The organism is [Borrelia] tanukii (assembly GCF_030439725.2).
GTDB lineage: Bacteria > Spirochaetota > Spirochaetia > Borreliales > Borreliaceae > Borreliella > Borreliella tanukii.
Window position 1 is genome coordinate 132,244 of sequence record NZ_CP124034.1, and the last position, 14,949, is coordinate 147,192.

11 protein-coding genes are annotated in these 14,949 nt (G+C 28.7%); 2 read left to right on the forward strand and 9 right to left on the reverse strand.

The genetic code is table 11. From position 1 onward, the window contains the following. Window positions 1–20: 20 nt before the first annotated feature. On the reverse strand, window positions 21–1,394 hold the full coding sequence (gene hisS, locus QIA27_RS01180) for a histidine--tRNA ligase (RefSeq protein ID WP_301353433.1): 1,374 nt from the start codon (window positions 1,392–1,394) through the stop codon (window positions 21–23). A gap of 130 nt (window positions 1,395–1,524) precedes the next feature. Here hisS and QIA27_RS01185 point away from each other — a divergent pair, with 130 nt between their 5' ends. Continuing rightward, the gene (locus QIA27_RS01185; protein ID WP_301403476.1) at window positions 1,525–3,414 is read left to right on the forward strand and encodes a penicillin-binding protein; all 1,890 of its coding nucleotides are present in this window, start codon (window positions 1,525–1,527) and stop codon (window positions 3,412–3,414) included. Here the strand turns inward: QIA27_RS01185 and QIA27_RS01190 are convergent, their stop codons facing one another. From QIA27_RS01190 to QIA27_RS01210, 5 genes are all read right to left on the reverse strand, one after another. Continuing rightward, window positions 3,415–5,307, reverse strand: coding sequence for an AMP-binding protein (locus QIA27_RS01190; RefSeq protein ID WP_301403477.1), 1,893 nt, complete (start codon window positions 5,305–5,307; stop codon window positions 3,415–3,417). 457 nt (window positions 5,308–5,764) lie between these two features. Beyond that, the gene (locus QIA27_RS01195; protein WP_301353436.1) at window positions 5,765–6,073 is read right to left on the reverse strand and encodes a PG0541 family transporter-associated protein; all 309 of its coding nucleotides are present in this window, start codon (window positions 6,071–6,073) and stop codon (window positions 5,765–5,767) included. 1 nt (window position 6,074) lies between these two features. Further along, window positions 6,075–9,287: an efflux RND transporter permease subunit gene (locus QIA27_RS01200; RefSeq protein ID WP_301403478.1), complete on the reverse strand. Its 3,213-nt coding sequence runs from the start codon at window positions 9,285–9,287 to the stop codon at window positions 6,075–6,077. Between the two features lie 18 nt (window positions 9,288–9,305). After that, window positions 9,306–10,271: an efflux RND transporter periplasmic adaptor subunit gene (locus QIA27_RS01205; RefSeq protein WP_301403479.1), complete on the reverse strand. Its 966-nt coding sequence runs from the start codon at window positions 10,269–10,271 to the stop codon at window positions 9,306–9,308. A gap of 21 nt (window positions 10,272–10,292) precedes the next feature. After that, window positions 10,293–11,528 (reverse strand): TolC family protein, encoded by a 1,236-nt coding sequence (locus tag QIA27_RS01210; RefSeq protein WP_301386240.1) that lies wholly within the window; start codon window positions 11,526–11,528, stop codon window positions 10,293–10,295. Between the two features lie 114 nt (window positions 11,529–11,642). On the opposite strand from QIA27_RS01210, the gene yidD reads away from it, so the two are divergent. Further along, window positions 11,643–11,933 carry a membrane protein insertion efficiency factor YidD gene (gene yidD / locus QIA27_RS01215; RefSeq protein WP_301386241.1) on the forward strand — a complete coding sequence of 97 codons (291 nt, stop codon included), beginning with the start codon at window positions 11,643–11,645 and terminating at the stop codon, window positions 11,931–11,933. On the opposite strand, the gene QIA27_RS01220 is transcribed toward yidD, so the two are convergent. From QIA27_RS01220 to QIA27_RS01230, 3 genes are read right to left on the reverse strand one after another with little or no spacing between them, the layout of a single operon-like run. After that, window positions 11,922–12,806 carry a glycine betaine ABC transporter substrate-binding protein gene (locus tag QIA27_RS01220; protein ID WP_301353441.1) on the reverse strand — a complete coding sequence of 295 codons (885 nt, stop codon included), beginning with the start codon at window positions 12,804–12,806 and terminating at the stop codon, window positions 11,922–11,924. The two genes, yidD and QIA27_RS01220, sit on opposite strands and share 12 nt — an antisense overlap. A gap of 15 nt (window positions 12,807–12,821) precedes the next feature. Then, on the reverse strand, window positions 12,822–13,721 hold the full coding sequence (locus QIA27_RS01225; protein ID WP_301353442.1) for an ABC transporter permease: 900 nt from the start codon (window positions 13,719–13,721) through the stop codon (window positions 12,822–12,824). 6 nt (window positions 13,722–13,727) lie between these two features. After that, window positions 13,728–14,843, reverse strand: a complete 1,116-nt coding sequence (locus QIA27_RS01230) for an ATP-binding cassette domain-containing protein (protein ID WP_301353443.1) — start codon at window positions 14,841–14,843, stop codon at window positions 13,728–13,730. Window positions 14,844–14,949 lie beyond the last annotated feature (106 nt).

Sequence of the window (14,949 nt, forward strand, 5' to 3'; positions counted from 1 at the left end):
AATACAATCAACATTTAAGATTAAAAAGGAGTGCACAGCAACTTTTCATTACATTTAATAAGATTTATTGACTCTTCAAAAGAAAGCAGCAACTCTTCTTTTTTCGTTAAATCTCTTACTTTCATTTTATTTTCCTTGTATTCTTCTTGACCAACAAAAACTAAAAATCTTATCTCTTTGCTTAAAGCATATTCTATTTGCTCTTTAATATTTTTACCATTTTTATTTTTAAAATATACTTCACAAGAAATATTTTTGATCTTAGAATAATCATGATTTCTAAACCTAGTAGCAAGTTCATAATAATAATTTTGCAAAGCACTATCTAGGTTTACAATTAAAACTTTAGATCTAGCCTTAGTTACAAATATTTTAATATAACTAAACTTTTCAAGATCAATTATATCCTTTATTCTGTCAACACCAAAAGATCCCCCAATTCCTGAAACTTTTTGAATAGAATTCGAAAACGAAGAAACTAAATTATCATATCTTCCCCCACTACAAACACTTCCCATATTACTACCAAACACCTCAGATTCAAAAACAATTCCTGTATAATAATCAAGCCCACGCGCTATTTTAAGATTTAAGTTAAAAGAATCTTGAATTTTTAATAAACTAAGGTGCTTGAAAACATCTTCTACTCTCTTAATAGATTCGTTGTTATCGCCTAAAATACTTTTCAGGGTTTTTATTTTATCTTTAAAAGTACCTTGCAAGTTCACTAAACTTAAGATTAAATCTACTGCTTCTTCTTCGATTTCAAGAAGCAACTCCTCTTTAACCTTCTCAATTCCTATTCTATCTATTTTGTCAATATTTCTTAAGATAAAAATAGATTTTTCTTTAATTCCCAACTGTTCAAAAAAAGAATTTAATATACCAAGATGAGAATAATGGATAATAAATTTTTTATTAATGCCTTCTATAAAATTCAAAAAAATCTCTTCAAGTCCATAATACACAACAGAAAGAATCTCAGCATCGCCTCTAAAACTATCCTCTCCAACTATATCAAAATCAAATTGCATAAATTCTCTGTATCTACCCTTTTGAGAATTTTCTCCTCTGAAAACTTTTCCAAATTGAGAACGTCTGAAAGGAAATTTTAAACCAGAAATATTTGTAGCAATAAATCTAGCAAAAGGAACAGTTAAATCAAATCGCATGGAAACATCTCTGCCTCCATTGTCTTTAAATCTATAAATTTGCTTTTCAGTCTCATCCCCACCCTTTTTTAAAAGCAGCTCTGAATATTCAAGGACTGGAGTATCTATTAACTCAAAATTATAAGAATTAAGAATACTAAATATCTGCCTAACAATATGAATTCGAATCAAAGAATCCTTCGGTAAATAATCTTTAAAGCCTTTTAAAGTTTTAATATCCATTACATTATACCCTCGCTACATAGTATCTACTTTTTCAGAATATAATAACATATAATAATATAGATACAAAAAAAAATGAATAATTTTTTACTTCATATAATCATAAAATAATTTAAGAGGTCCAAAATTCATGACCAAAAGAATACTTAATAACAAATATCGAATAAAAACAATATTAACAATATTCTTAGGCATAACACTGCTAACTATTTACAAATATTTCACACTAATGGTCTTCAATAACATCCCAGACAACATGATATCTTCAAAGTCAAGTGATATTGTCAGAAGAGGAACAATTTACGATAGAAATGGCAAACCAATAGCATTCTCTTCAAAGTCCTACTCAATTGGAACAAATCCTCAAAAAATAGAAAATATTGTCAGTACATCTGAAACTCTTGGTGCAATACTCCAAATTGATTCAAAAATTTTAAAGGAAAAGCTCTCTTCCAATAAAGGATTTTTATATATAAAAAGAAAAATAAAAAGGGAAGAATCGGATTTAATTAAAAGAATTCAAGCTGAAGGCAGACTCTCAAACATTGCTTTATATCCTGATTACACAAGAATTTATCCTTTCCGCCATGCTACAAGTAATATTACTGGCTTTGTGGGAACAGATAATCTTGGCCTTGAGGGTATTGAATTTTCTCTAAATAGTATATTAGGAAAAGATCAGACCAAACAACAATTTTTAAATGAAGAATTAGAAACAAACAACATCTACTTAACAATAGACATGAATATACAACAAGGTATTAGCAAAATAGCTAAAAAATACTTTGAAGAAAATAATCCTGAAAGTTTAATTACTTTAGTAATGAACTCTCAAAATGGAGAAATATTGTCTATGGTTCAATTTCCTCAATATGATGCAAACTTTTATTCTGAATATCCTGAAGAAATACGAAAAAACCTTTCTTCTTCGTTAACCTATGAGCCTGGAAGTATTAATAAAATTTTTACAGTTGCAATAATATTAGAAAGTGGAAAATTAAATTTAGAAGAAAAATTTTTAGACAACGGAATATATCAAAAACAATTTCCATCGGGAGAAAAAATTACAATCAAAACTTTAAATCCTCCCTATAAGTATATCGACTCTACAGAGATTTTAATTTATTCATCAAATGTAGGAATAGCTTACATTACCGATAAAGTTAGCAATGAATACTTTTACAAAAAACTTTTAGATTTTGGATTTGGTAAAAAAGTTGGATTTCCATTTCCCGGAGAAACAAAAGGACTCTTAAATCATTACTCAAAATGGTCAGGACGAAGTAAAGCTACAATTGGATTTGGACAAGAAATAGGGGTGTCAGCGGTTCAAATATTACAAGCTGCAAGCATACTAGGCAACAATGGAATAATGTTAAAACCTAGAATAATAAAAAAAATAAGCAACAATAAAGAAGAAATTATTAAAGAATTTGATAAAGAAGAAATAAAAAGAGCAATATCCAAAAGTTCAGCACAAAAAGTTTTAAAAATGATGAGAGAAGTTGTAAATAAAGGTGGAATTCCAAATCTTAAAATTAAAAACCTTGACATTTCTGCAAAAAGCGGAACATCTCAAGCTATTGACAGAAAAACCGGCAAATACTCAGAAGAAGACTATACATCTTCTATCTTGGCAATATACCCCACAGAACAACCAAAATATATTATTTACATTGTATACAGATATCCAAAAAAAATAATATATGGAACAAGAATAGCAGCTCCAATGGCAAAAGAAATAATAGAATTTATTGAATACCAACAAAATACAAGCGCATATAAAAAAATCAAAATGCCATCAAAAATCAAAATTCCTAAAATTACTACTAATTATAAAAACGACACACACTTGCCCAATTTTATAAATCTTTCCAAAAGAGAAGTAGTAGACATATTAAAATACTATAAAAATACCATAAAAATAAAAATAAATGGCGATGGATTTGTCTACAAGCAAAGTATATCCCCCAATACAAAATTAGAAGATATAGCAGAACTTGAACTGTATTTAAAATAATCAGATAAATAAATTTTTAATTTCATTTTTATAAAAATTTAAAATATAGCTTCGCTTAATATCCATTTTAATTGACATTTCCTTACCAACTTCAAATGGTTTTTCTAAAAGAGTAAACTTCAATATCTGCTCAAAAGGCTTAAACCCATTAGTTCTATTGATTAATTTTTTTATTTCATCATTTATAGCCTTAAGAACAATATTATTTGCAATAATTTGTTGTCTATTGCTAGCATCAAAAATTTTTTGTCCAACACTTTCTAAATATTTATTTATTTCTTCAAAATTTGGAAGAATAAGAGCGCCTAAAAATTTTTGATCTTGCCCTACAACAACCGCTTTTTCTATTAATGCTGATTCTTCAAGCTTAATCTCAATTGGAGCAGGTTCAACATTCTCTCCATTATTCAAAACAATTGTATCTTTTTCTCGGCCAATAATTTGAACAACATTGTCCTTAGATAATTTTACAATATCACCTGTGTTTAAAAAACCATCAGAACCAATAATCCTACAAGTTGCTTCTTTGTCCTTGTAATATCCAAGCATTACTTGGGGTCCTTTTACAAACAAAATTCCTTTTCCGGGCTTTTTAAGTTTATTTCCATCAGCATCTCTAATCTCAGCATCAGTTCCAGGTAAAATTTTACCACAAGTCCCAATAATCACTTTTTTATACTTATTAGAAGCTACTCCAGGAGAAGTTTCTGTCAATCCATAAGCATTAGCAAGTTCAATACCAATTGAATTAAAAAATCTAACAACAGATAAAGGCATGCTCCCGCCACCAGTAATTCCAACAACAAAACTATTACCTAAAATCTTATTTATTTTATTAAAAATCAAAATATTTCCCAAAGCTTTAAAAGGGAATAATAAGATTAACCCAAATATTCCCAAAATTTTCTTTATAGGGAAAAATAAACTAAACCCATTGTCCGGATAAAACCCCATTACCGATCTATAACAAATATCACTAAGAAATGCCAATTTTATAAAAAAATGAAAAATTATTCTAGAAATAAACGGTTTCTTAGAAACTTCTTTGTAAATATTTTGCCTTATTGCAATCCAAAGCCTAGGAACAGCTGCAATATAATGAGGATTAATATTCTTAATATCATCAAGCATTGCCCTTGGAACAATAGTGGAAAATAAACAAACCATACCCTTGAGAAAAATATTGTAAGAAAAAGATCTTTGAAAGGAATGCCAAATTGGCAAAATGCACATAAATATTTGACCCACTTGCGTATCAACCATTAAGCTAAAACTAGAAACCTGATAAAGAAGGTTAGCATGACTAAGCATTACCCCTTTTGGATGACCTGTTGTTCCAGAAGTATATATTATTGTTGCCATGTCATTAGAATCAACTTTACTTGCAATGTCAATAATTTCTAAGTCCTTTCTTAATTTTTCCCCAAATGAAATACAATCGCTATAAGTATAAATTTCAAAATCACTATACTTTAATCTATCTTCTTTGGCTAAATTTTCAATAATAATAAATATCGGTTTTACTGCAAATTTAATTTGAACAAACATATCAAGAAGATTTAAATTTTCTAAAATAACTACACATGGAAGAACAGAGTTAAAAATAATTTCAGCTTCAAAAAGAGTAACATCAGAACCTTTTGGAATATCAACGGCACCCAAAGATAAAATTGCAAAATCTATCACGGTCCATTCGGCCCTATTTTCAGAACAAATAAATATTTTATCTTGATGTTTAACATTGATTGACTTTAAAAAGGAAGCAAGCTTTAAAACATTGTTTTTTAAGTCGCTATAAGTAACATGGGCATATCCATTGCAAACTTTATATATTTGAGCAATCTTATCCTTTTGTTGATCAGCCACTTCAAAGAATGCCTTTGCTATTGACATATAATCCTCCTTTTAACAAAAATTAACATGGTTTATTATATCATTATTAACCATAAATTCATAAAAAATTATTTACAAAGCCTCCTGCTGTAAAAAACATACAAAAAGCTAATAAAAATAAAAACTTGAAAAATCAAAACAAAGTTTAAAAAATATTTAATAAAAAAATAATTTAGAATCTAAAATTAAATTTCCGTTTTAATGTTTTCACAAATAATATTTTTCCTCAAAATACCTAAAACATCAAATTGTTTTTATAAATATAAAAACAATTCTATTGCTAAGATTTATTTTATCACCTTTAAGATAATCAGTCACTCTTTCTAAAAAATCTCTTTATTTTCTTTAGAAATGCAAGAAATATAATTAATTTAACAAAAGACATAAGGTGTAAAAGAGAAATTCTTTACTTATTACAGAAAACCCAAAAAAGTAAGTAAAATTCTACTCTCAAGCATTAATTCCTCAAAACAAAAAAATTAATCCCTTCTGTAGGGTAAGAACGATCCAAATTATCTACAATATCTTTCAACCTATTAACAATAGATTGATTGGAGGTATAAATAATCAAAATAAAATTTTCTTCAGGCCAAACACCATTTCCATGTTTTTCCCCTTTCTTGCCTTTTCCGTAAACATTTTCTATCTTAGAATAATATATAGGCTCTCCTAACTCTTGCTCTATTTTTTCCATACATTCAAGAACATCAAGCTCTAAAGATAAGTTAGAAATTATTTCAATTCTATATCTATAAAATTTAATCATATCAATCCCCATCTTCTTCAAATAGATTATTATAACTACTTTTAGTTAAATTATTAATTTCGAATGGTTTTTCAACATCTACATTAGACGACACTCTTTTTAACCTAAGTTTAAAACTTGAAACAATATTGGAAAAAATTTCGAAAAGCATGGGAATAAAAAACAAAGTAAGAAATGTACTAGCTGTCATTCCACCAATAAAAGTGAATGCAATTGGCTTTAGAAGTTCATTTCCACTCCCACTAGAAAATGCCATCGGAATAAGCCCTATTATTGAAGTTAAAGAAGACATTAGAATTGGTCTAAACCTTGAACGGCAAGATTCAATAATTGCTTCTCTTAGGCCAAATCCTCTCTTGATCAATAAACCAGTATAGTCTACAAGAACAATTCCCGTATTTACAACAACACCAACAAGCATAAGCATTCCAATTGCAGCAAAAATAGAAAGTTTTTCTCCTGCAAGAAAATGTATGAGCACAACTCCTATAGCCGTTAAAGGAATTGTAAAAATAATAATAAAAGGTTTTAAGAAAGATTCAAATTGAGAAGCCATAATGCCAAACACAACAATAATAGCCATCATAATAATTATTTTAAACTGATTCATAATATTTGAAAATTCATTATACTCTCCTTCAACCTTAAGCGCTGTGCCCTCTTTATGGGGTACTTTATTATTAATAAAATCTATAACTTTTGCGGTTATTTGAGTTAAATTATCATTTGGAGAAATGCCCGCATTAAGATAAATAGTTAAAGCCTGATTTTCTCTGTAAATAGATTCGGCTTTATTAGCTTTTTCAAAGGTAGCTATTGACGAAAAAGGAATTTTAACTCCAGATGGATTTGTAATAAATATTTTTCCTAAATCTTTTAAATTTTGAACATCCATTCTATCAAGCTTAAGAACAATATCATAATTAAGCCCATTCTCTACATATTGCCCAGCAACAACACCATTAACATTGGCCTTCAACTCATTTAAAATGGTATTCATGTCAATACCATAATTGTATGCTAACGCTCTGTCTATCTCAACACTAATTTGAAGCTGAAAATCACTTACACTAAGCCTTGGATTTACAAGTTCTGGAATTTCCTTTTTTAACATAGAAACTAAAGTTTTTCCATAATCTTTTATATATTCGAAATCATTTGCTGAAATTTTAATTTTAATAGAATCTCCACCACCTAAAGCATTGCCGCTGGAAGACTCAATATTAAATTCGGGATAAAGATTACCAATACGATTCATAATTTTATACTTAATAGCATCGTAATCTATACTTTCAATTAACTTGCCTTTTAACTCCTCCTTAAGAGGAAACAATACGTTGAAAGTTATTCTCTCGGCATTCGAAGTAGAAATAATGCTTTTATATCCTTTAGCCTCACTTTTTACAATTTCTAAAAATCTATTAGAATAAAATTTTGCATATTCCAAATTAGTTTTATGAGGAAAATTCAAATTAATAAAAATTGAGTTGTCTTTTCCTCTATCAAAAGTTGTCACATCTAACAATAATCCTAAAAGCAAACTACCAATAAAACTAAAAAAAACAATAAGCCCAAAAATCAATTTGTGATTTAAAACTATATTTAATAAATTGATATACAAAAATTCTAAAAAATAATAAACACTAGCAAAAAAAGCATCGATTTTTCTAATAAAAGCACTCTTAATATTTTTTTGAAAACTTGTGTACAAACCTACATAATGGCTTGATAAAACAGGAACCAAAAAAATCGCAACTAAAAGAGAAACTCCCAAAGAAATAACAATCGTAAATGAAAAGTCTTTAAAAAAATCTCCATATACCCCAAGTTCTGATTTGAAAATAAGAAATGGACCAAAAACACAAATAGAAGTAAAAGTTGAAGATGTAATAGGCAGCATCATCTCTTGAGCTCCTAGGATGGAAGATGAAATAAGCTTTGCTCCTTTTTGCCTATATTTGTATATATTGTCTATTACAACAATTGAACAGTCAACAACCATTCCAATCCCAAGTGCAAGACCTGCAAGACTCATAATATTAAGAGAAATATTTACAAAATACATTAAACAAAAGGTCAAAACAATTGCTATTGGAATAGAAATTCCAATAATTATTGTGGCTCTAAAGCTTCTTAAAAAGAAAAAAATAACAAATATTGCTAGCATAGCCCCAAAATAGGCTGAATTTACAACCGTTGAAATGGACGCTTTAATAAAATTAGTACTATCAGAAGCAATTTCCAATTTCATATCTTTAGGCATAGATAATTTTAATTTTTCTATTTCGCTCATAACAACGTTAGAAACTGCAATAGAATTAGCATCACTACGTTTTTGAACCGATAAAGAAATTGAAGGCAAACCATTATATTCAACATATTCTGACAAATCTTCAAAATCGGTTTTAATATTAGCAATATCTTTAAGTTTTATCTCAATAGCAGATGAATTTATGCCAGAAGAAATGTCTGGTATCTTATAAGCTATGACCACATTGCCTATCTCTTCAATTGATTTAAATTTTCCAGACACCTGAACCAAATATTCTAAGTTGTTCTCCAATATATTACCAGCTGAAAGTTCAAAATTTTGAGATGCTATAATCGAAGATATTTTTGACAAAGAAAGCCCATAAGACTCTAATCTGTTTTGGGAAACTTCAATTAAAACGCGTTTCTTGCTTCCGCCATTAACAGTAACAATTGCAACTCCATCAAGCCTTTCAAGTCCAGGTTTAATGATCTCTTCAGCATATCTTTTAAGCTCAGAAACTGGCCTTACAGAATTAATAACAATTTCCATTACAGGAATATTTTTAAGATTGTATCTAAAAATTCTGGGTGTCTGCGATTTACTGGGTAATGAGGACTTTACCAATTCAAGAGCATCTCTAATTTCATTTAGAACCAAATCTAAATCGGTTCCATGATAAAATTCAAGTGAAACAGTACTACTCTCTTTAGAAGAAATACTATATATATTTTTCAAATTCTTTACTGAACTCAAGCCACTTTCAAGAACTCTAGAAACACTCTCTTCAACTTCTCTAGGAGAAGCACCAGGATAAACAGTATGAATACTTATTTGAGGAATATCAATTCCAGGCAAAAGGTCTACTTTTAATCTTGAAAAGGTATACAAACTTATCATCATTAACAATGAAAATAAAATTAACATTGTTATTGGTTTGCTAACTATTCTCTTTACCAACATAACACATCTCCCAATAAATTAAATATTGCTTTCAGCTGAAAGACCTTCTCTTGTATCTACCAAATTTATTAGAGTTCCATTAGAAAGAGTAGACATACCCTCTATTACAATTAAATCATTCTCTTCAACCTCGCCCGAAAGAGCTGCAATGTTATCTATTTCAAAAAGTACTGTAACGGGTAACATTTGAACACTTTTACCCTCTAAATCAAGCTTAAATACAAAATTTTTACCTTCTCTTTCAACAACAGCCTCTCTTGGAATTTTAATTACATCTCTAAAGCGTTTAGTAATAAGTTTAATTTTAGAAAACATGCCAATAATCAGTTTATCTAAATTACTACCAATAGGTGTAAGATATACCTCAATAGTGCGACTTTTAGAATCTAAAACAGGAGATATTTCTGAAACTTTAGCTTTAAACTTTTCGTTAGGATAAGCTCCAACCTCAATAATAGCATCATTTCCAACCTTAATATTTGAAATGTATTTTTCAGACACATAAGTTAAAATTTGCTTTGCATCTATTCTTCCTACCACTGCTATGCTGGACTGGGGATTAACCGTTTCACCAATTTTTTTTCTAATATTTAAAATATATCCTGAGATTGGCGCTCTTACTGGACTTTTCAAATATACAGAACCAGGCCTTGAAGGATCAAGAGTTGCAACTATTTGTCCCTTTTGAACGTAAGCTCCAAGTTTTATTCTCAAAGAGGTTATTTTACCTGCAGCATCTGGGAAAATATCTGCCTTAACTTTTGTATCTACATCTCCATTTAAAGACAAATAATCGCTCAAGATTCCCTTTTTGGCTTTTATAGCAATTACTGGAAATCTATAAGAACTTTCCTTCTCTTTATTAATATTTTTTTCATCTAGCTTGTTCTTACCCACACAGGCAACCAAAATTAAAACTAAGCCTAATGAGAAAAGTGTAAAATATTTCTTTAAATATAAGTTAATATTAAAAATCAAATTCATAAAAATACCTCTTAATGCTTCTTAATCTAATGAATTTATTAAATCCTTATATTCAAGTATAGAATTGGAATAATTCAATTTATCTTCAATGAACTTCAAATCACTCTGCTTATAAACAAGCTCAATATCATTTAATTTAGAAAGATCCATGACTCCGGAATTAAAAGCATTAAATGCCATTTGATAATTTTTATTGGCTAATTCTACATTAATTTTAGAAGCATCAAGAATCGCTTTATATCTTCTAATATCTTTTCTTTTTTGTACAATACTAGATTTTAAATTTCTAATTTTAGCTTCAATATTGTTTTGCAATATTTTTAGTTGGTAATTGTTATCTTGAATTTTTGTGAAACTCTTTGAAAATGGAAATATTTCAGTTAAACCATAATTTAAGCTAAAAGACGCCAAAAATCCACTTGAAAAACCTTTAGAATTTTCATGAAATGATCTATAAGGAGAGTAAGAAAATGACAACGAAAGACTTGGTAAAAAAGTATCCAGCCAAAGCGAATCAATAAGCTGCTCTGCCGTTTTTAAGCGCATATTTAGCTCTCTAATCTCTAATGCTTCATTAAAATCTAACGCCTCATTAAATACGGAAAAATTTATCGTCTCGTCTGGCAATTCTCCAATAATTTCAAAATCTTGATCCGGGTCTAATCCTATTAATAATTTGAAAATTTCTTTCGATTTTTCAAAATTAATAATTTGACCATCTAAATCTGGTTGCGATTTTTTATGCTTAAGCTGTGCATCAAGAAAATCTATTTCTGATATTAGTCCATTATTATAAGCAATTCTAGCTTGCTCAAATTTAAGCTTACTATTTTGTATTTGACTCTCAAAAACTTTTAAAGTACTCTTTAGCGCTATCAATTGATTGTACGATTTAAGAACATTTAGCTTAATGTTACGAACAGCGCTCTCCCTTTCTATTTTTGCATTTTCATACTCTAACATAACAAGTTCAATTCTCTTTAAAACAGAAGGAGACAAAGAAAGACTAATCGCAACCCCAAAACCCAAACCCCAATAATCTCTCTCAAACTCACCCAAAGCAGAAGAATTCCTGCTGAGTGTAGAGCTAAGATTAACATTTGGAACAAAAACATTCCATGCATTATTTTTATAAAGTTTTTTTATATTTTCCTTATATAAAGCATTTTCTGAATCCAAGCTGCTTTTTAAGGCCATATTTACAGCTTGTTCGGGTGATATTTGAATAATTTCAGCAAAAGAAAAAGAGACAGTCACAAAAATTAAAAAAAATTTTTTAATTTGAAGCCACCTTTGTAATAAAAATTATAAAACCTAATTAATATTTTCAATCCGTTTGATTAATTATTATAATATAATACAATTCTAAATATGAACATTTTTAAGATTTTCTTTATCTTAAATTATACTCTTATTTTTTTAATAAAAATTTACCAAAACACTTTATCTAAAGTATTTGGACTACAATGTATATACAAACCTACTTGCTCAAAATATTCAATTGAATGTCTTAAAAAATACAACTTACTAACAGCATTAATATTAATGACACTAAGAATAACAAGATGTAATGCATTATTCAAAGGAGGAAATGATTTTATTCCTAAATACAATCCTATTTTAACATCTTTAAAAGAATTTCAAAAAAGATTAATCAAATAAAGTCTTATATTTTTCTGGAACCCACATCTTTACAATTTCTTTATTCTTTTCAACAAATTCAACTGCATTGCGATACTCTTTGCCAGGCTCTTTATCATTCCTATTCATTAAAGGTAATATTAAATCATCATTCCAATAAAAATGATCAAAAACATAATATGCATCAAGATCCTCCTCTTCAAGACCAAGTCTAACAAGAGTGTGCACGCTCTCAATACCCCCCATAATTAAATCAGGATCGTCAAGAAACTTAATATCATACCTAGAAAAAGCCCAATGGGGCTTCCACAAAGGAACTAAAATCCACTCATTTCTCTTTATTGAAGAATCCAAACTTGCAAGCATAACACTCTCGCTTGAAGGAACTAGCTCATACTCTTTGCTTAATCCATAATAATCAAGTGCTTGTTCTGTAACAATCTGAGTTCCCGCACCAGCATCTATGCCAATCATTTTGTTTTTGAAATTAGAACCCTTACCCTTAAGCTCACTAATACTAGAAATTGGAACATAACTTGGCACCACAAACCCCTGAATGGTGCCTTCATAATTTGCACCAAGATCAACAAATTTTGTTTTCAGCTTTTCGTAATAAAATTTATCAGCTGTGGGAACCCAAGAAGATACTGTGCCATCTACTTTGCCAGACGCTAAATATTGATACATTACGGATGTGGTAACTGAAAATATTTCTGCATTGTAACCCATTTTTTCAAAAATAACCTTCAATACATTTGTAGCTGCTGTTTCTCCACCCCAATTTACATATCCAATTTTTACCGACTTCAAATTTTTTGAATTCTTACTTTCATCACAAGACAAAAAAACAAGAAAAACACAAAATCCAATGAATAATTTACATATAAAATTCATAAAATATCCCCCCATTTACTTATTATATATTTCTAAAAATCTTTTAAACTTATTTTCTCGCTTTCCTGCATAATGATCTGTATTTAAATAACTAAATTTAATAAAGATAGACTGCATAATTCTATCTAAAATAATAGCTATAATAACAACTGCTAATCCAGATATTAACCCTTCACCAAAATTTAATCTTTCTATAGAGTAAATCACAGTCCTACCCAACCCGGATGATCCAACCATTGCAGCAATTACTATCATAGATATCGCCATCATTATTGATTGATTAATACCTTCAATTATACTCTGAAGAGAAAGGGGAAGCTGAACCTGCAAAAGAATACGCAAATTACTACTGCCAAAAGACTTGGCCGCTTCTATTACTTCATCTGAAACTTGAACAATTCCCAACCTTGTATATCTAATAACAGGAGGCATAGCAAAAATTATTGTAGCAAAAATAGCAGAAGCTGTACCCATTCCAAAAAAAGGAATAGCGGGAATCAAATAAATAAATGGGGGCATAGCTTGCATTAAATCTAGAATGGGTTTTAAAAAAACGTAGAATCTTGGGAAATATCCACCAAAAATACCTATAGGAATTCCCAAAACAACAGAAACAAACACAGAAACAAATATAATAGCGATTGTATCCATTGAAGCTTCCCAAAGATTAAAATACAAAATAAAAAAGAATCCGGGCAAAATTAAAAATATTAATCTCTTTTTCAAGAAAACAAAACTCAGTAAGCATACAATCAAAATAAAAAGAATAGGATTAACAAAAAGAAATAAATTTTTTAAATTTTCATATAAAAAAATTATACTCTTAGAAAAACCTACCCCATCAGAAATTGAAAAATTATCAACCAAAAAATCAAAAAAATTATCTATTTTTAATATAAAAAAATCTTTACTCATAAATTCCTATCTTGACAATAAATTTGAAATTTCATTTAAATTAATATATCCAACAATATTTCCCTTTTCTTTTATTATTAAATAGTCTTGCTTATTCAAGTATTCAACAATTTTTTTTATTTCGTCATTTAGCTCTAAATTTAAAGATACAATATTATCATATCTTTTATTAAGAACTTTATCGTATAAACTAAAATTTTCACCTTGATATTTAATAACGACATTTAAATCATTATCACTACCAGTTAAATCAAAATCATCTTTTAAAATATCTTTAATTTTTAAAATATTTAAAACAGGCAAATTTTTAATAAAATGAGATATAAAATCAGTACTAGGATTGGTTAAAATTTCTAAAGGTTTTCCAACTTGAATAATTTTTCCATCTCTCATAAAAGCAATTCTATGTCCTAATTTAAAAGCTTCGATTAAATCATGAGTAATAAACACAACTGTTTTTTTAAGCTTAGCTACTAACCTCAAAAGTTCTTCCTGCATTTCTCCTTTAATTAATGGATCAAGCGCCGAAAAAGCTTCATCCATTAAAAGAATATCTGGATTAACCACCAATGCTCTTGCTATTCCAACTCTTTGCTTCATTCCTCCAGAAAGTTCATTAATATACTTATATTTTGAATCTTCAAGCCCTACAAGATTTAATACCTCAATAGCACGTTCTTCTCTGATCTTTCTGGGGATATGCTTGACCTCAAGCCCATAAGTAACGTTTCTCAATACATTCATATGGGGAAAAAGTCCAAAGTTTTGAAAAACCATTGCAAATTTATCTTTTCTTAAATTAGAAAGATCTTTTCGATTTATAGCATTCATTTCCATGTTATTTACCAAAATAGATCCTGAATCTATTTTGTAAATACCATTTAAGCATCTGACCAAAGTAGACTTGCCACAGCCTGACATACCCATAATAACTAAAATTTCATTTTCATAAACATTAAGATTAATATTGGCATTTGCAATAAAAATAGAAGATTCTTTGTAAATTTGCATTCTATCTTTGCCGTTTTCATAGTCTTTTATAGCTTGACTTATCTGCTTTTTGTCAACATAATAAGAAAATACTTTATAACAATCTTTAATTTTAACAGCAACCCTACTCAAAGCAAACTCCTCAATAAGCCTGCATTATACTTTATAACACATTATTATAAATTATACTAAAATTATTAAATTTTGCCGATCTGAAATAAAAAACCAAAAGATCCTT

Excerpts from the sequence above, each read along its gene's own strand:
- hisS (WP_301353433.1), bottom strand. The coding sequence starts at position 1,394 with ATGGATATTAAAACTTTAAAAGGCTTTAAAGATTATTTACCGAAGGAT.
- QIA27_RS01185 (WP_301403476.1), top strand. The coding sequence starts at position 1,525 with ATGACCAAAAGAATACTTAATAACAAATATCGAATAAAAACAATATTA.
- QIA27_RS01190 (WP_301403477.1), bottom strand. The coding sequence starts at position 5,307 with ATGTCAATAGCAAAGGCATTCTTTGAAGTGGCTGATCAACAAAAGGAT.
- QIA27_RS01195 (WP_301353436.1), bottom strand. The coding sequence starts at position 6,073 with ATGATTAAATTTTATAGATATAGAATTGAAATAATTTCTAACTTATCT.
- QIA27_RS01200 (WP_301403478.1), bottom strand. The coding sequence starts at position 9,287 with ATGTTGGTAAAGAGAATAGTTAGCAAACCAATAACAATGTTAATTTTA.
- QIA27_RS01205 (WP_301403479.1), bottom strand. The coding sequence starts at position 10,271 with ATGAATTTGATTTTTAATATTAACTTATATTTAAAGAAATATTTTACA.
- yidD (WP_301386241.1), top strand. The coding sequence starts at position 11,643 with ATGAACATTTTTAAGATTTTCTTTATCTTAAATTATACTCTTATTTTT.
- QIA27_RS01220 (WP_301353441.1), bottom strand. The coding sequence starts at position 12,806 with ATGAATTTTATATGTAAATTATTCATTGGATTTTGTGTTTTTCTTGTT.
- QIA27_RS01225 (WP_301353442.1), bottom strand. The coding sequence starts at position 13,721 with ATGAGTAAAGATTTTTTTATATTAAAAATAGATAATTTTTTTGATTTT.